Source organism: Nonomuraea sp. 10N515B, assembly GCF_052245915.1.
Classification (GTDB): domain Bacteria; phylum Actinomycetota; class Actinomycetes; order Streptosporangiales; family Streptosporangiaceae; genus Nonomuraea.
Genome location: NZ_JBQQBQ010000011.1, coordinates 233954 through 251008 on the forward strand (window position 1 = coordinate 233954; position 17055 = coordinate 251008).

General features: G+C 70.6%; 13 protein-coding genes. 5 read left to right on the plus strand and 8 right to left on the minus strand.

Going from position 1 to position 17055, the window contains the following annotated elements; genetic code table 11:
- Positions 1-95 precede the first annotated feature (95 nt).
- Entirely contained in the window at positions 96-1211 is a 1116-nt protein-coding gene (ald, locus tag ACTWQA_RS19190; RefSeq protein WP_443160549.1) for an alanine dehydrogenase, read from the plus strand.
- Between the two features lie 21 nt (positions 1212-1232).
- On the opposite strand, the gene ACTWQA_RS19195 is transcribed toward ald, so the two are convergent.
- On the minus strand, positions 1233-1934 hold the full coding sequence (locus ACTWQA_RS19195) for a DUF3105 domain-containing protein (RefSeq protein WP_443160550.1): 702 nt from the start codon (positions 1932-1934) through the stop codon (positions 1233-1235).
- Between the two features lie 120 nt (positions 1935-2054).
- Between ACTWQA_RS19195 and ACTWQA_RS19200 the strand changes: the two genes are divergently transcribed.
- Together ACTWQA_RS19200 and ACTWQA_RS19205 are read left to right on the plus strand one after the other, a co-directional pair.
- Positions 2055-2687, plus strand: a complete 633-nt coding sequence (locus ACTWQA_RS19200) for a DUF305 domain-containing protein (protein ID WP_443160551.1) — start codon at positions 2055-2057, stop codon at positions 2685-2687.
- On the plus strand, positions 2687-4129 hold the full coding sequence (locus tag ACTWQA_RS19205; RefSeq protein WP_443160552.1) for a phytoene desaturase family protein: 1443 nt from the start codon (positions 2687-2689) through the stop codon (positions 4127-4129). Before ACTWQA_RS19200 ends, ACTWQA_RS19205 begins: the two co-directional genes overlap by 1 nt.
- A 689-nt stretch (positions 4130-4818) precedes the next feature.
- Here the strand turns inward: ACTWQA_RS19205 and ACTWQA_RS19210 are convergent.
- The 6 genes from ACTWQA_RS19210 to ACTWQA_RS19235 form a co-directional block, all read right to left on the minus strand.
- Positions 4819-5877 (minus strand): threonine aldolase family protein, encoded by a 1059-nt coding sequence (locus ACTWQA_RS19210; protein ID WP_443160553.1) that lies wholly within the window; start codon positions 5875-5877, stop codon positions 4819-4821.
- Positions 5874-6503, minus strand: a complete 630-nt coding sequence (locus ACTWQA_RS19215; RefSeq protein WP_305924664.1) for an SDR family NAD(P)-dependent oxidoreductase — start codon at positions 6501-6503, stop codon at positions 5874-5876. Before ACTWQA_RS19215 ends, ACTWQA_RS19210 begins: the two co-directional genes overlap by 4 nt.
- A complete protein-coding gene (locus ACTWQA_RS19220) occupies positions 6500-8638 on the minus strand; it encodes a DUF6421 family protein (protein ID WP_443160554.1) in 2139 nt (712 codons plus the stop codon). Before ACTWQA_RS19220 ends, ACTWQA_RS19215 begins: the two co-directional genes overlap by 4 nt.
- A 70-nt stretch (positions 8639-8708) precedes the next feature.
- Positions 8709-9365 (minus strand): response regulator, encoded by a 657-nt coding sequence (locus ACTWQA_RS19225; protein ID WP_443160555.1) that lies wholly within the window; start codon positions 9363-9365, stop codon positions 8709-8711.
- Between the two features lie 70 nt (positions 9366-9435).
- Positions 9436-11121 (minus strand): serine/threonine protein kinase, encoded by a 1686-nt coding sequence (locus tag ACTWQA_RS19230; RefSeq protein WP_443160556.1) that lies wholly within the window; start codon positions 11119-11121, stop codon positions 9436-9438.
- Positions 11121-12590: a hypothetical protein gene (locus ACTWQA_RS19235; RefSeq protein ID WP_443160557.1), complete on the minus strand. Its 1470-nt coding sequence runs from the start codon at positions 12588-12590 to the stop codon at positions 11121-11123. Before ACTWQA_RS19235 ends, ACTWQA_RS19230 begins: the two co-directional genes overlap by 1 nt.
- 106 nt (positions 12591-12696) lie before the next feature.
- Here ACTWQA_RS19235 and ACTWQA_RS19240 point away from each other — a divergent pair, with 106 nt between their 5' ends.
- Together ACTWQA_RS19240 and ACTWQA_RS19245 are read left to right on the plus strand one after the other, a co-directional pair.
- Positions 12697-14766: a hydantoinase/oxoprolinase family protein gene (locus ACTWQA_RS19240; protein WP_443160558.1), complete on the plus strand. Its 2070-nt coding sequence runs from the start codon at positions 12697-12699 to the stop codon at positions 14764-14766.
- The gene (locus ACTWQA_RS19245; protein WP_443160559.1) at positions 14763-16517 is read left to right on the plus strand and encodes a hydantoinase B/oxoprolinase family protein; all 1755 of its coding nucleotides are present in this window, start codon (positions 14763-14765) and stop codon (positions 16515-16517) included. The genes ACTWQA_RS19240 and ACTWQA_RS19245 overlap by 4 nt, the downstream gene beginning before the upstream one ends.
- Here the strand turns inward: ACTWQA_RS19245 and ACTWQA_RS19250 are convergent.
- Complete coding sequence (locus ACTWQA_RS19250; protein ID WP_443160560.1) at positions 16406-17035, minus strand: Uma2 family endonuclease; 630 nt, start codon at positions 17033-17035, stop codon at positions 16406-16408. The two genes, ACTWQA_RS19245 and ACTWQA_RS19250, sit on opposite strands and share 112 nt — an antisense overlap.
- Positions 17036-17055 lie beyond the last annotated feature (20 nt).

Consider the following 17055-nt stretch of genomic DNA (forward strand, 5'->3'; position numbering starts at 1 on the left):
AGGCCTCACCGAGGTAATCAGCCGGAGCATCCTCGTTCAACCGCCCCTGTGGAGGAAGAATGAAAGAAGGATCCCGAATGGACAGGAGTTGTTCCATGAAGATCGGCGTTCCTCTAGAAGTCAAGAACAGCGAATATCGGGTGGCGCTCACCCCTGCGGGGGTGAACGAGCTGGTGCGCCACGACCATCAGGTCTACGTCGAGCGGGGGGCCGGCGAGGGGTCGTCGATCCCCGACTCCTACTACGCCGCGGCAGGCGCCGTCATCGTGCCCACGGCCGACGAGGTGTGGGGCGCGAGCGACCTGATCATGAAGGTGAAGGAGCCGATGCCGGAGGAGTACCACCGGCTGCGCAAGGGGCAGGTGCTCTTCACGTATCTGCATCTGGCCGCTTCCCAAGCGTGCACGCGGGCGCTGCTCGACTCGGGCTGCACCGCGGTCGCGTACGAGACCGTGCAGACCCCGGACGGCGCGCTGCCGCTGCTCGCGCCCATGTCCGAGGTGGCGGGCCGGCTGGCGCCGCAGGTGGGCGCCTACCACCTGATGCGCTCGGCGGGCGGCAGGGGCGTGCTGATGGGCGGCGTCTCCGGCGTGCACGCGGCGCGCGTCGTGGTCATCGGGGCCGGCGTGTCCGGCATGAACGCCGCCGCCATCGCCCTCGGCATGCAGGCGGAGGTGCTGCTGCTCGACAAGAACATCGACAAGCTGCGCCAGGCGGACATGATCTACCAGGGGCACCTGCAGACGGTCGCCTCCAACATGCTGGAGATCGAGCGTGCGGTCCTGGAGGCGGACCTGGTCATCGGCGCGGTGCTGGTGCCCGGCGCCAAGGCGCCCGAACTGGTGAGCAACGACCTGGTCAGCCGGATGAAGCCGGGCTCGGTGCTGGTGGACATCTCGATCGACCAGGGCGGCTGCTTCGCGGACTCGCGGCCGACCACGCACGGGGAGCCGACGTACCGGGTGCACGACTCGATCTTCTACTGCGTGGCCAACATGCCGGGGGCCGTGCCGCACACCTCGACGTTCGCGCTGACGAACGTCACGCTGCCGTACGCGCTGGCCATGGCCAACCTGGGCTGGCGGCAGGCCATGCGCGAGGACGCGGCACTCGCGCTCGGTCTGAGCACCCACGAGGGCCATCTGACCAGCCAGCCCGTGGCCGAGGCGCACGGGCTGGAGTGGACGCCGTCGGAGGCGGTGCTGGGCTGACACCCGGCACCGCGGGCTCCGCTACTGCTGGGACTGGCTCGGCGACGGGGAGGCGGTCGGCTGCTGCTGGCCCGTGGGCTCGGGCGGCAGCGGAGCCTGATCGGCCGTGGTCGTGATGGCGTCGGCGCCGCCGCACGTGGCGCCCGGCTCCGGCGTGTCAGCGCCGTTCTGGTAGCGCTTGATGAACGCCCCGAGCTTCGGGTCGTCCGGGCTGTTCAGCTTGAGCTGGTGACCCCACGATGACACGACGATCGGTGCGGATAGGTTGGGGAACGGGCTCATCAGCATGTATTCCTGGTTGCCCGTGGACGCGGCCACTTCCTTCAGCTTGTCGACCTGCGCCTTGGGCAGGTCGGGCCGGTAGGTGATCCAGGAGGCGCCGTGCTCCATCGAGTGCACGGCATGCTCTGGGTGGATCGGCTTGTCGTAGATCGCGCACTGCTGCCAGTAGTTGTTGTGCTCGCCACCCACCGGCGGGGTCTCCTTGTAGGTGACGGCGTTCCACACGTGCTGGCCGGCCTCGTACTTGTAGTTGGCCACGGCGTCCAGCGAGGTCTTCCGAGCCTGGTCGATCAGGTAATAGCCGACCACGCCGACGAGCAACACGATGATCAGTCCGCCCGTTCCCCACATGAGCAGCGCGGCGCGGCGTTGTTTGCGCTTCTGCTCGGCCCGCATCTGCTGCAGATGCTCGCGCCTTGCCTGCGCCTTCTCCTTCGTCATCGTTCCTCCATCGGCGTACCAACAGGGGTCACCCTATGCCCTCCGGCCGTATGCGGAGAATAAGACCGGTGTAAGCGTGCGATCACGGGCGCGCGCGCAGGTGGGTACGCTGGACGAGCCATGAAAAAGCCCGTCAGGAATCCACTCCTTGTCGTCTGCGGCGTGCTGGTGCTCGCCGCGGCCGCATTTTTGCTGTTCGGCCGAGCGGGCACGCCGGGCGACTCCTCGCCCGAGGCCGGATTCGCCCGTGACATGGCCGCGCACCACGCGCAGGCCGTGGACATGGCGTTCACGATCAGGGACAAGGGTCCCGCCAAGGAGGTCAGGAATCTGGCCTTCGACATCATCAACACCCAGGCCAACCAGCGTGGCATGTTCCTCGGCTGGCTGCAGCAGTGGCAGCTGGACCAGGCGAGCGACCAGCGGCCGATGGCCTGGATGAGCGGCCACGGGCACGGCGGCGCCACGGTGGCGCCCGGCACCATGCCCGGCATGGCCACGCCCGAGGAGCTGACCAAGCTCAAGGAGGCGCAGGGCACGCAGGCCGAGATCCTCTTCCTGCAGTTGATGATCCGCCATCACGAGGGCGGCGTGGAGATGGCCGAGGGCTTGCTCAAGCTGTCCACCCGGCCGGAGGTCGTCAGCATGGCGCAGAAGATCGTCCAGGGGCAGAGCGGCGAGATCAAGCTCATGACGGACATGCTGCGCCAGCGTGGCGCCCAGCCTTATCCGTCGATACTCCAACCTCAGTGATGGACGCCGACGCGATCGTCGTCGGCTCCGGGCCCAACGGGCTGGTCGCCGCGGTCACGCTGGCCCGTGCCGGACGCAAGGTGCTGCTGCTGGAGGCGGCCGAGCGGTTCGGCGGCGGGCTGCGCTCCGGCGAGCTGACCCTGCCGGGGCGGGTGCACGACTTCGGGGCGACCGTCATGGCGATGGCGCTTGCCTCGCCGGCGTTCCGGCGGCTCGGCCTCGAAGGCGGCGAGTTTCGCAAGGGGGGCGAGTCCCTCAGGGGCGTGGAGTTCGTCCATCCCGCGGTGCCCGCGGCCCATCCGCTGGACGACCGTCCGGCCGTGCTCGTGCACCGCGACCCGCGCCGCACCGCCGAGGCGCTCGGGCGGGACGCGGGCGCGTGGCTGGCCACCGCCGGCGCGGCGGCGCGAGCCGGATTCCCGCTGGTGGAGCTGCTGCTCGAGCCCTTGGGGCCGTGGCACGTGCCGCCGCGTGCGTTCGCGCAGGCGGCCAGATTCGGGCTCGCGGGCGTGCTGCCCGCCACGACGTTCGCGCGGCGGGCCTTCCGCACCGTGGAAGCGCGCGCGCTGATCGCGGGCATGGCCGCGCATGCCATGCTCGACCTGCGCTCCCCCATCACCGCCGGATACGGCCTGATGCTGGCGTCCCTGGCTCACCTGGTGGGGTGGCCGCTGGTGCGGGGCGGGTCCCAGGTGCTGGCCGACGCCCTCGTGGCCGAGCTCAGAGCGCTGGGCGGGGAGGCGGTCGCCGGGCACCGGGTGCGCCGCCTTGCCGAGCTGTCCGCGCCGACCGTGGTGCTCGACGTGACACCCCGGCAGCTCATCGCCATGGCCGACCTGCCTGCGGGCTACCGCCGGCGGCTCGAACGTTTCCGTTACGGGCCCGGGGTGTTCAAGGTGGACTGGGCGCTGGACGGGCCCGTGCCGTGGCGGGAACCGGCGGTGGCGGGCGCGGGCACGGTGCACCTGGGCGGGACGCTGGAGGAGATCGCGCTCAGCGAGGCGGAGACGGCGGCGGGGCGGCATTCGCCGCGTCCGTACGTGCTCCTCGTCCAGCCGTACGCGGCCGACCCGACCAGGGGCGGGCACACGCTCTGGGCGTACTGCCACGTTCCCAACGGGTCGGCGGTGGACATGACGGACGCCATCGAGACGCAGATCGAGCGGTTCGCGCCGGGGTTCCGTGACCGTGTGCTGGCCAGGCACACGATGGGGCCGGCGGATTTGGAAGCGGCCAATCCGAACCTGGTGGGGGGCGACATCGGGGGTGGGCTGGCGAGCCTGACCCAGTTCCTCCGCCGCCCTGTGTGGTCCCCCGCCCCGTGGCGCACGCCGCTTCCCGGGGTGTTCCTGTGCTCGGCCTCAACGCCGCCGGGGGCCGGGGCGCACGGAATGGGCGGCTGGCAGGCTGCCCGCCTGGCCCTCCGCCCTCGCACGCCGTGACGCTTCCCGGCCCTGGGTAGCGCTCCGCCGGCTGCCGGGATCGCGCCCTCCCGCCGACTCCCCACGCAGGCCACGCGGCGGCGCACCGCAAACAGCACCCCAGCCGCGCACGACACGCGCCTAGGCACCCCGCGCCTTGCGCCGGTGCGGCGGGAGGTGCACGACACGAGGTGCGCGACACTAGGTGCTGCAGGCCAGTTGCGGCACTCGAGCTGCGGCACTCGCGCTGCGCGGCGCCAGGTGCGGCACACCAGTTACGCGACCCAGGTGCGCCACGCGAGATGCGCCACGCGAGATGCGCCATGGGAAGGTGCGCGGCGCGAGGTGGACGGCGCCAGTTGCGCGATGCCAGATGCGCCACGCGAGGGATGCGGGACGCCAGATGCGCCACGCGAGGGAGGGCAAACGCCAGGTGCGCCACGCGAGGGATGCGGGACGCCAGATGCGCCACGCGAGGGCGGGCGACGCCAGATGCGCCACGCGAGGGCACGCGACGCCAGGTGCCCCACGGAGGGCACGCGACGCCAGGTGCCCCACGCGAGGGTGCGCGACGCCAGGTGCCCACGCGAGGGTGACCACGCGAGGGTGCGCGCGCGAGGGTGCTCGAGGCCGCCTGGCCCGAGCTGCGCGGCCCGAGCTGCGCGGCGCTCAAGTCCGGGCGAGGTCGGCGCGAGCCGGGGCGGGTGGCGTCAGGAGCCGGCGGCCTGCATCTCCTCGGCGATGGCGGCGGCGAAGGCGTCGACGTCGGCCTCCGTCGTGTCGAAGGCGCACATCCACCGCACCTCCCCCGTCGCCTCGTTCCACGTGTAGAACCGGAACCGTTTCTGCAGCCGCTCCGTCACGTCCCTGGGCAGGACGGCGAAAACGGCGTTGGCCTCCACGGGCCGGGGCAGCGTGACGTCGGGGATGTCGCGCACGGCCTCGGCCAGGCGCCGCCCCATGGCGTTGGCGCGGCGCGCGTTCCGCAGCCACAGGTCCCCCGACAGCAGGGCCTCGAACTGGGCCGACACGAAGCGCATCTTCGACGACAGCTGCATGAATGTCTTGCGGATGTAGTCCACGCCGGTCGCGGCCGAGGGGTTCAGCACGACGACGGCCTCCCCGTACAGGAGCCCGATCTTGGTGCCGCCGAAGGACAACACGTCCACGCCGGCGTCCGTGGTGAGCGCCCGCATGGGCACGTCCAGCGCCGCCGCCGCGTTCGTCAGGCGGGAGCCGTCGAGGTGGACCAGCAGGCCGAGCTCGTGGGCGTGCGCGCAGATCGCGGCGATCTCGCCGGGTGTGTAGAGGGTGCCGAGCTCAGTGGTGTTCGAGATGGACACCACCCGTGGCTGGGCCCGGTGCACATCGCCGAAGCCCCACGCCTGCCGGTCGATCAGCTCGGGCGTCAGCTTGCCGTCGGGCGTGGGGACGGTCAGGAGCTTGATGCCCCCGGCGACCTCCGGCGCGCCGCCCTCGTCGGTGTTGATGTGGGCGCTTTCGGCGCAGATGACCGCCTCCCAGTGCGCGGTCATGGCGCGCAGGGAGACGACGTTCGCGGCCGTGCCGTTGAAGACGGGCCACGCCTGCGCCTGCTCGCCGAAGTGTCGCCGGAAGACGTCCTGCAGAGCCTCGGTGTACACGTCGTCACCGTAGGAGATCTGGTGGCCGCCGTTGGCGGTCGCGATGGCCTGGAGGATCTCGGGGTGCACGCCCGCGTAGTTGTCGCTGGCGAACGCCTTGTGCTGGGGGTCGTGCCGGGGAATCAAGAAGTGAGGTCCAATCGGGTGCCGTTGAGCTCGGCGGCCGGGCGGTCGTACAGACCGCCGATCGCCGCCGCGAGGTCGTTGACGTCGGTGAAACCGGGGAAGCGCCCGTCCGGTTTGGCGGCCCGCATGGCGTCGTTGACCAGGGCCTTGACGACGAGGATCACCGCTGCGCTGTCCGTGCCGGACAGGGCGTCGGCGAGCGACAGCGTCCACGCCTCCGCCGCCGCCTTGGCCGCCGAGTAAACGGCGCCGCCGGCGGTCGGCCGCTCGGCCGCCTTGGCGGAGACGATCACGAAGCGGCCGTTGTCGCTGCGGCGCAGCAGCGGCTCGAAGGCCAGCGACACGTGCTGGAGCGTACGGATCAGCAGGTCGTGCAGGACGTCCCAGTCCTCGAGGTCGGTCTCGGCGAACGTGCTCGCCCCGCGCCACCCGCCGACCAGGTGCACCACGCCGTCCACCCGGCCGTGCTCGCGGTCGATCCGCTCCGCCAGGCTCTGTACGGCCGCGCGGTCGAGCAGGTCGACGTCGTCCTTGTCGACACCGATCACGGTGTGGCCATTTTTCCGGAAAAATCCGGAAACGGCCTCACCTGTGGGCCCTCCAGCCCCGGTAACCAGAATGATCATGCTCGGAGTCCCTTGGTCGATTCGACGACTTCGCCCAGCTTACGGCGCAGTGCCTCGTAGAACATGCTCAGCGGGAACTCGTCCGGCAGCACCGCGTCCACCTTGGCCTTCTGCTCCTCGGGCAGCGCCTCGATCCCCTTGGCCCAGGTCGAGCCCGGGTGCGGCGCGACGTAGGAGCTCACCAGCTCGTACGCCGCCAGCCAGTGCGCCAGCTTGGACCGGTCGATGCTGTCCCGGTAGAGCTTCTCCACCTCGCCCCGCAGGTCGGCCACCCCGTCCGCGACCCGCTCCCAGTCGATCGAGAGCCGGTTGTCGGTCCACCGCACGACGTCGTTGCGGTGCAGGTAGGCGAAGAGCAACTGCCCGCCGAGCCCGTCGTAGTTCCGCACCCGCTCCCCGCTGATCGGGAACCTGAACAGCCGGTCGAACAGGATCGCGTGCTGCACGTACCGGGCGTGCGGCACCCCCTGCCGCTCCAGCTCCACCGCCTCGCCGAACGCGGTCAGGTCGCAGCGCAGCTCCTCCAGCGAGTACAGCCAGTAGGGCATCCGCTGCTTGATCATGAACGGGTCGAACGGCAGGTCCCCGTGGCTGTGCGTGCGGTCGTGGACCAGGTCCCACAACACGAACGTGTCCTGCGCGAGCTGCTGCGAGTCCAGCAGCCTGGCGGCGTCCGGCGGCAGGTCCAGCTTGAGCGTCTGCGCGGCCGCCGCGGACACCCGCCTGAACCTGGCGGCCTCGCGGTCGGCGAAGATGCCGCCCCAGGTGAAGCGGGCCGGCGCCTGCCGCACCGCCACCGTCTCGGGGAACAACACGGCCGAGTGCGTGTCGTAGCCGGAGGTGAAGTCCTCGAACGCGATCGGCACGAACATCGGGTTGTCGTAGCCGTTCGCCTCCAGCCTGGCCAGCCAGTCCGGCCAGATCGTCCGGATCCAGACGGCCTCCAGGTTGCGGTTGGTGTTGCCGTTCTGGGTGTACATGGGGAACACCACGACGTGCTCCAGACCGTCCACCCGCTGGGTGTCGGGGTGGAAGCGATCGAGCGAGTCGAGGAAGTCGGGCACGCCGAGTCCCTCGCCGGCCCACTTCGCCAGGTCATGGCGCACGGCCTCGAGGTACGCGGCATCGTGCGGGAAATACGGCGATATTTCGCTTACGTGACCGGCGATCTCGCCTACCAGCGCCTTGCCGCGTTCCTTGGACTCCTCCGGCACCGAGCCATCCTTGACCTGGAGCGGCCTGAGCTGCTCGACAGCGGCCTTGAGCCGGGCGAACAAGGCGGCCTTGGCCTCGTCGCGCGTCCCCGCCGTCCCGTCGCCCACCGGGACGCGGGCGGCCCAGGTGACCACGTTCGCCCAGAGCCTGCGGTGGTCGTAGTCGTCAAGGGAGTCGTCGCCGAACAGGTCGGAGTCGGCGAACACGACCACGCGGCCCCGGCCGTGCCGTACGGCCACGGCCAGCGGCGCACCGGCCGGATCGGCGGTGGGCGAGGTCGTGAACAACACGGTCGCCTCTGCCGCGGTGGCGCCCCTGACGGTCGCGGGCGCAGCGGACCCAGCGGCGGACCCAGCGGCGGACCCGGCGGCGGGCGCGAGGGTCAGGACGCCGGTCCGGTAGAAGCAGGCGGTCTTGACGCCCGCGAGCAGCCCGTTCGTGGTGGCGCGCGTGGCGAGCACCCAGGTGGCCACGTCCCGGTGCGCGTGCCTCGGGTCGCGCACGGTGGTGTGCTCCACCCCGATCCCGAACCGCCCGAGCAGCTCACGCACGTTGTTGCCGTACTTGTCCTGCTCTTCCTCGGCCAGCACCACCAGCCCGCCGCCCGCGGCCACGTACGCCTCGACGGCGTCCAGCTCGGCGGCGGAGAACACCGGGCTGCCCTGCCCGGTGGTGCGCTCCCACCGCTCCCCCGAAGGGTGCGCGATCACCAGCACGTCCTGCTCGGCCAGGACCGCGGCCTCGAGCGGGCCCGACGAGTGCGCGACCACCGTGTGCCCCAGGTGCCGCAGCAGCCCGGCCGCGCGGGCATAGCTGTTGTCGTCGGGATGCGCGGGATTGATGGCCTCGGCCACCTCGCGCCGGATGGTCCACGACTCGTTGTGGGCTTCGTCGAACAACACTCGAGGGAACGCTCGCATGAAATATCTCCTGCATCTACCGCCTTATGCAGGAAAATATACACATAACTACCGCATGCCTCGCCAAACCTCAGGCGGCACCGGGCCGGACGACGCCGGTCTCGTACGCGAACACCACCGCCTGAGCCCGATCGCGCAGGGAGAGCTTCATGAGCACCCGCGCCACGTGCGTCTTGACCGTCGCCTCCCCCACGTACAGATCCCTGGCGATCTCCGCGTTGGTCAGGCCGCGGGCGAGCAGCCGCAGCACCTCCAGCTCACGCGGCGTCAGCTCGGCCAGCATGGGCGAGGGCGCCGGGTCGGCCCGGCCGGCGAACGAGGCGATCACCCGGCTGGTCACGGCCGGGTCGAGCAGCGCGTCACCGGCGTGCACCACCTTGATCGCCTCGAGCAGCTGCTCCGGTGGCGACACCTTCAGCAGGAAGCCGCTGGTGCCGGCGCGCAGCGCGGCGTAGAGGTTCTCGTCGGTGTCGAACGTGGTCAACGTGATGATCTTCAGCGGCGACGGTGTGTCGAGCAGCTCCTTCGCCGCGGACAGCCCGTCGAGCCTGGGCATCGAGATGTCCATGAGGACGATGTCCGGACGCGTGCGCCGGGCCACGGCGACGGCCTCGCGCCCGTCGGCGGCCTCGCCGACGACTTCCATGCCGGGGTCGCTATCGACGACCATGCGTAACCCTGCCCTGACCATCGCCTGGTCGTCGGCGATGACTATGCGAATGCCCACAAGGCGGAGGGTAGACGCCCGGCGCCTGCCTTGAATACCCAGGCCAAGCCGGGCACAAGTGAGTTACAAGTCACGAGACGTGGACGCTCTGCCTGATGCGGGTCTGGGTGGCGTCGTCGCAGGTGGCCTTGGCGCAGAAGTACATCACGAGCATCGTCTTGGGCTGGCGGTCGATCACATAGCTCACGAAGCCCAGCCTGGTGCCGGTCGCGGGATCGCGCAGCGAGCCGTCGAAGCGGGTGGCGGGGCTGTTGCCGGCCTGGTCCTGCACGGGCTTGCCGACGTCGACCTCGCCCGGCAGCAGGACCTCCATCTTGGCCTTCATCTGCTCGGAGTCGCCGGCGGGGTCGAGGGTGTCGGAGGTCTGGACGTACACGCCGGACGCCGCCTCGGGGTCGTCGCTGACGATCTGCGAGACCTTCGACCAGTCGGCGCCGGGGCCGGCCACGAACAGGGCCTCGAACTCCGTGGCGTGCGGCGAGGCCACCGCGAACAGGTCGCGGTGCGTACGTGCCGTCCAGTCGCCCGGATACTCGAACGTCAGCGGCGCGGCGGTGCTGGTCTGGTAGCGGGACCAGGTGTCACCCCGGTGGTTCATGATGATCAACGCGACCAGCGCGAGCGCGGCGACGGCGGCGACCAGCGTGGTGGCCACGATCGGGACGCGGCCTGGGCGCTTGTGCGGCCCGGTGGGGTGGGTGGGCGGCGCGGGCGGCGCCGCCGCCCTGCCCGTGGCGGCCTGCGGGAGCGGGGCCGCGAGCGGGGCCCCGGCATGGGGTCCGGACGACGGTCCCGCCTGCGGCAGGGAATGAGGACCCGACCCGGGGCCCGAGCCGGGCACGGGGTGCGGCCCGGAGTGCGGGCTGCCGCCGGGACGCGGGATGGAGTAGGCCCCACCGGCGAGGTCGTCGGGCGCGTGCCCGCTGACGGCCTCGCGCAGCGCCGAGACGAACTCGGTGCAGGTCGCGTAACGCTGCTCGGGCGACTTGGCCAGGGCGCGGTTCATCACGGCGTCGATCTGCGGCGGCAGGTCGGGCCGCAGCTGGGACAGCGGCGTGGGCTGCTCGGCCAGGTGCGCCCACAGCAGCGCGATGTCGTTCTCGCGCTGGAACGGCAGCCGCGCCGACAACGCCTCGTAGACCACGCAGGCCAGCGCGTACTGGTCGCACCGGCCGTCGATGTGCTCCTTGTTGATCTGCTCGGGCGACATGTAGCGGGGCGTGCCGATGAACTGGTCGGTCTGGGTCAGCCCGGAGATCGACGAGCGGTGCTTGGTGATGCCGAAGTCGGTCAGGTAGACGTGGTTGTCGGCCAGCAGGATGTTGGCCGGTTTGACGTCGCGGTGGATCAGGTCGTGCGCGTGGGCGGCGTCGAGCGCGGCGGCCACCTGCGCGAAGAGCTGGTTGGCCGGGCCGATCGGCAGCGGTCCCCGGTCGTAGATGAGGCGGCGCAGGTCGAGTCCGTCCACGTAGCGCATGGCGATGTAGAGCACGCCGTCGGCGTCGGCGTTGGCCTCGTAGATCGGGATGATGTTGGGATGCTCGATGCTGGCGACCGTCCTGGACTCCAGGATGAACCGCTGCCTGAACCGGTCGTCGACACTGAGCACCGGGTTGAGGATCTTCAGCGCCACACGGCGGCTCAACCGGGGGTCGAGCGCCAGGTAGACGACGGCCATGCCGCCTTTGCCGACGATGTCCTCGATGTAATACCCGGCCACCTCCTGGCCGATGAGCGATCTTTCGTTCAATTGCATCACGTCTCGATGGGGTGACCGCAGTAGCCGCAGAATCGATGCGCCTGTCCGAGCCTCATGCCGCACGACGTGCAGTATTTGATCGCCGAATCGGGCGCCGTCATCACCTGCTGCTGCTGTGGGGCCACGTGGAACGACTGGGACCGCCGGACGACCACGGTCTGGTTGGCTCCGTCGTCGAGGTCGAGCGGTGGACCGGCCGCCAGCGGCTGTGGCAGTGCTGTCGATTGATCCGGAGTGCGGCGGCGCCACAACAAATACGCTCCGCCGCCGGCGGCGAGGAAAAGTATCGCCGCCGCCACGATGAACGGCCACAGTGGCGTGGACCCGGTCGGCTCCGCCGCCGCTCTCTTGGTGCCCTGGTCCTCAGGGCCGCCCCGCTTGGCCAGTGAGGTCTTCAGCAGCCCCGCTGCCACCACGTTGCCGGGGTAGAGCTCGAGCACGCGCTGGAAGCCGGGCGCGGCGTCGGTGTAGTACTTCGTGTGGTAGCGGGTCAGCGCCGCCTCGAACGCCGTGTCGATCGGGCCCCGGCGCGGCACCACCTTGGCTTGGGACAGGATGCCGGTGATCTCCCTGACCCCGATCATCTTGCCTTCCTTGCCGCCGCCCACGAGGAGGCCGACGACGTGGCCGTTCTTGTCACCGATCACCGGCGCGCCCACCAGGCCCTTGTCGGCCAGGGCGCCCAGCTTGACCGGCTCGTCCACCTTCTTCTCGGGGTCGGCGAACGGCCTGCCACTCTCGCCTGCCCCGCCTCCCTTGCTCAGATGGGCGATTTCGACGGTGTGCTGGACGTTCGGGCCCGGCCGGCCGAGGAAACCGGCGATGTTGGTGGGCGCGCCCACCTGGTCCGGCACCTTGTCGGCGAGCGGCGCGGTCGGCATGCCGACGCCGCCCGCGACCGGCGTGACCGGCACCAGCACGGCCGGGCTGTCGGGGTCGGGGCCCGCCTTGATGCACTTGACCTTGAAACCTTCGGTGCTGGCCGGCGAGACGTTGGGGAAGGCCGTGATGTCGGGGGTGACGTTGATGATGCAGGTGGCGGTGTCGCTCTTGGGCGGATAACAGGCCTGCAGATGGCGGTTGAGCTGGTCGTCGGAGAGCTTGTGCTTCTCGTAGTCGACGGGGAGCTTCACCTTGTGGTGCTCGGCGAAGATCTTGTTGGCCGCGTAGATCGCGACGTCGTTGTCGTTCACCGCGAAGCGCCGCAGCCCGACGATCGTCCCGTCGGGGTTGACCACGGTCCCCGTGCCCGACCCGAACGGGATGTCATAGGACCGCTCCACGTGCTTCAGCTCGCCGAGGTGGTCGAGCAGGGTGATCTCCACGTGGGACACGGCTTCCACGCGCACCACGGCCGGACTCACCAGGTCGGTGATCCCGCTCGGGTGCTCGTGTGCCGCGACCGGTAACGCGGTCAGCACCAGGGCTGCCGCGATGCCACCTGCCAGAGCTGTGAGGCGCGCCATCTCTCCGCTCCAAACACAAGGGATAGGACCAGGGTCCCAATCACCTGTCGTAAGTCAATAGACCACTGCGTAGACAAGCGCTTGCTAGGGGGCATAACGTACCCGCGTGGCCTACACGATCGGCGTCGATGTCGGCGGCACCTTCACTGATGTGGTCCTTCGTAGTACGTCCGGCGCGATTTCCGTGGTCAAGTGCTTGAGTACCCACTACGACCCCATCGCGGGAATCGTCTCCGGCGTTACGCGCGCGCTCGGCGACCGCGACCCCGCGCAGGTCACCCGGGTGGTGCACGCGACCACGCTGGCCACCAACGCGGTGCTCGAACGCAAGGGCGTGCGCGTCGCCTACGTCACGACTCATGGCTTCCGCGCCTCCGTCCCGCTCGGCCGCTACGCGCGCGTCGAGGAGGACCGCTACGATCTGCGCTTCTCCCCGCCCCCTCCCCCGGTGGCCGCGGCGGACTGCTTCGAGGTGGTGGAGCGGATCTCGGCGCGCGGCGAGGTCCTGACGCCGCTGGATGCGGGCTCCGTACGGCACGTGGCCGCGGAGATCGCGCGGCGCGGCATCGCGTCGGCGGCCGTGTGCCTGTTGCACGCCTACGCCAACCCTGATCATGAACGGCAGGTGGCGGCGATCCTCCGGGAGTCCGTCCCCACGGTGGTGACCTCGTCGGAGGTATGGCCGGAGATCCGCGAGTACGAGCGCGCCACCACCACCATCATGTCCGCCTATATCGGCCCGTTGATGGCCTCCTACCTGTCGCGGCTCCGCGACCGGCTGGCCGAGATCGGCATCCACGCCCCCATCCACGTCATGGAGTCCAGCGGCGGCGTGATCTCCGCCGACCTGGCCGCCAAGCGGGCGGTGGCCACGATCGAGTCCGGGCCCGCGGCGGGGGTGCTGGCGGCCGCCGGGGCCGGGTTCGCGGACGTGATCTCGTTCGACATGGGCGGCACCACCGCCAAGGCGTGCGTGGTACGCGGCGGGCGGCCGGAGATCACCCATGAGTTCCACGTGGGCGGCAAGGGCAGCTTCGGCGGGCGGCGGGCGGGCACCGGCGTGCCGATCAAGACGCCCGCCATCGACCTGGCGGAGGTGGGGGCGGGCGGCGGCAGCATCGCCTGGCTCGACGCGGCGGGCGCCCTGCGCGTGGGCCCGCACTCGGCCGGGTCGTCACCCGGCCCCGCCTGTTACGGTCTCGGCGGCTCCGAGCCGACCGTCACGGACGCGAACCTGGTGCTCGGCTATCTCTCCTCCGCCTCGATCCCGCTGTCGCCGTCGCTGGCGGACAAGGCCCTGGACCGGCTGGCGGGGCCGCTCGGGGTGTCGCGGGAGGAGGCGGCGTACGCCGTGCACGAGATCGTGAGCGCCTCGATGGCGTCCGCGGTGCACGTGGTGACGGTGCAGCGCGGCATCGACCCGCGCGGCTTCGCCCTGGTGGCCTTCGGCGGGGCCGGGCCGATGCACGCGGCCAGGGTGGCCGAGCGGTTCGGGATCTCGACCGTGGTGGCGCCCGTGTACTGCGGGGTGGCCTCGGCGGCGGGCCTGCTGGCCGGGGAGCTGTCCACGGACCGGGTGCTGTCCCGGCTGGACGCGGGCGACCCGGAGCCGATCTTCGCCGAGCTGTCCGCGGAGGCCGCCGCCGACCTGGGCGTCTCGCCGGCGGATCCCGAGGTTTCTGTGCAGCGGTCGGTGGACGTCCGCTTCAAGGGCCAGTCGCACGACCTGACCGTCGAGTGGTCCGATTCGCCGGAGATGCTCGCGTCCCGGTTCTTCGAGCGATATCGGCAGGTGTACGGCATCGCACAGCAGGGCGAGATCGAGCTGGTCAGCTACCGCATCCGCGTGATCGTCCGGGCCGACGAGGGCAGTTCCAGCGCCGGTGCGGCGGGACGTGGTACGGCGGAGTCCGGCGCAACACGTGCGGCGGCCGACCCGGTGTCCCCGGAGACCAGCGAGGCCCACCCGCACCACCCCGCTCCACGCCGGGCGTACTTTCCCGAGCTGGGCGGCTACGTCGAGATCCCCGTGCACACCAGGGACACCATGGGCGCCACGCTCCCCGGCCCGGCCGTCATCGAGGACGCCGAGTCCACCATCGTCGTCCCGCCCGCCTGGACCGCCACGCTCACCGAGTCCCGCGCCGTCCACCTGACACCCGGGAGCGGCAGATGAGCGACACCCTGACCGCGGAGGTGCTCAGGAACGCGCTGGTGGTGGCCGCGGAGGAGGCCAGCATCGTGGTGGTGCGCTCGGCGTACTCGACCTTCATCGTCGAGGGATCCGACGCCTCCGCCGCCGTCCTGGACGCCCGAGGCCGCCTGATCGCCCACTCCATGGCCACCACGCTCATGAACAGCATGGCCCTCAAGGTGGCACTCCCGGAGCTGATCAAGGACATCCCCCTGGACACGATGCGCCCCGGCGAGGCGTACGTACTCAACGACGCCTACCGGGGGGGCGTGCACACCAACGATCTGCTCGTCTACCGCCCGGTCTTCGTCGAGGGCGCACCCGCGTACTTCACCGCCACCATGATCCACGTCTCGGACCTGGGCGGCCTGTCGGCAGGTGGGATGGCGCCGCTGGCCACGGACATCTTCCTGGAGGGCCTGCAGCTCCCGCCGGTACGCCTGGCGACCGCCGACGGGATCGACCCGGCCATGGAGGCCATCCTGCGGGCCAACAGCCGCACCCCGGACAAGGTCATGGGGGACGTACGCGCTCTCGTGGCCGGCACGGCGGTGGCCGCCGCCCGCTTGGAGGCGCTGATCGCCGAGCACGGGGTGGACGGGCTGGCGGCAGGCGTCGACGACTACCTGGACTACACGGAGGCCAGGACCCGTGCCTCCCTGGCCGATCTCCCGGAGGGCCGCTTCGAGGCGGCATACCCGATCGACGACGACGGCATCAATCCCGAAAAATCACACCACATCCGCGTCGCCATCACCCTCAGCGCCACCCAGGCCGTGCTGGACTTCGCGGGCACCGACCCGCAGGTCCCGGCCGCCATCAACGCCTCGGCCTCGCAGTCCCTGGCGGCGGCCGTCTTCGCGGTCCGCTGCTTCCTGGACCCGACGATCCCCATGAACGACGGCTGCCTGCGCGCCATCGAGGTGCGCCTGCCGGAGGGCTCCCTGCTCAACGCCCGCTCCCCTTATCCCTGCGGCGGCCGGTACGTCCCGATCTACGCCGCCATGGAGGCCGTCTTCCAGGCGCTGTCCGACGCGGTGCCCGAACGGGCGATCGCGCCCAGCGGGATCCTGCAGCCGTTCTCGATCGCCGCGGTCGGGGCGCCGTACTGGATCCACCTGGCGTACGACTTCGGCGGCGTCGGCGCCCGGCAAGGGCTGGACGGGCCGGACGCGACGGGCGTGCACTTCGGCATCGGGCGCAACTCGGTGCCGCAGGTGGAGCCGGTGGAGAGCCGCTGTCCGCTGATCGTCGAGTCGATCGAGACGATCCCGGATTCGGGCGGTCCCGGGCGGTATCGCGGCGGGCTGGGCTCGCGCACCGTCTACCGTTTCCTGGCCGACTGCCACGTCACGACCAGGGGTGACCGCCTCCGCCTGCCGCCCCCGGGCCGGGACGGCGGGCTACCGGGGCGGCTGGGCGGCTTCTACAAGGCGTACCTCGACGGGACGGTGGAGCGGCTCGCTTCGAAGGTCAACAATGTGCGGTTCGCGGCCGGGGAGGCGTTCATCATGGAGACCACGGGCGGCGCCGGCCTCGGCCCACCGGCCGAACGGGACCGAGCGGCGGTCCTGGCGGACCTCGAGGCGGGGCGCGTCACGCCTCGAGGAGCGGCCGAGGATTACGGGTTCCAGCCACGTAGGCGTAGCAAATCGCCGGGATCGAAGCTCACAGGGAAGGGCGACGACAGGCTGACAGTCGTCCCGGCCTTATGGACGGTAGGTCCTGCATAGGTGCGACCGTCGAGTTCGTAGATGTAGACCGTCGGCCCCTCCATGGGTTCGATGCGCCAGTAGAGGGGGATGCCTGCGTCTGCGTATGCCGCCACTTTGGTCGCTCTGTCGTGGGACTTGCTGCTTGGGCTGACCACCTCCACAGCCAGGAGCAGGTCACTGGGCGCATAGATGAGGTCAACCGCCTCAGACACCTGCTCCGGCACGACGACGAGGTCGGGGATGTAGAGATCCTCGTTGCTCGGGCTGACGTTGACGGTCGACAAGCACTCCAGCTCGGGCGGTGCCGCTGCTTGGAGGATGACCAGCAGCCGGGTGATCACCCGCTGGTGCCGGGGGGTGGGGGCAGGACTCACTACTAGGCTCCCGTTGAAGAGCTCGTAACGGTTCCCGTCGTCGGGGAATTTGAGCAGGTCGTCGACAGTGAACGGCGCGACAGGAAATGCCGTGTGCTCCGTCGGTTCGATCGTCGCCATTGCGGTCACCCACTCAGTATCGGGAGTCTCGCCTTCGCCCACATGCTACTTCTCCAAATTTC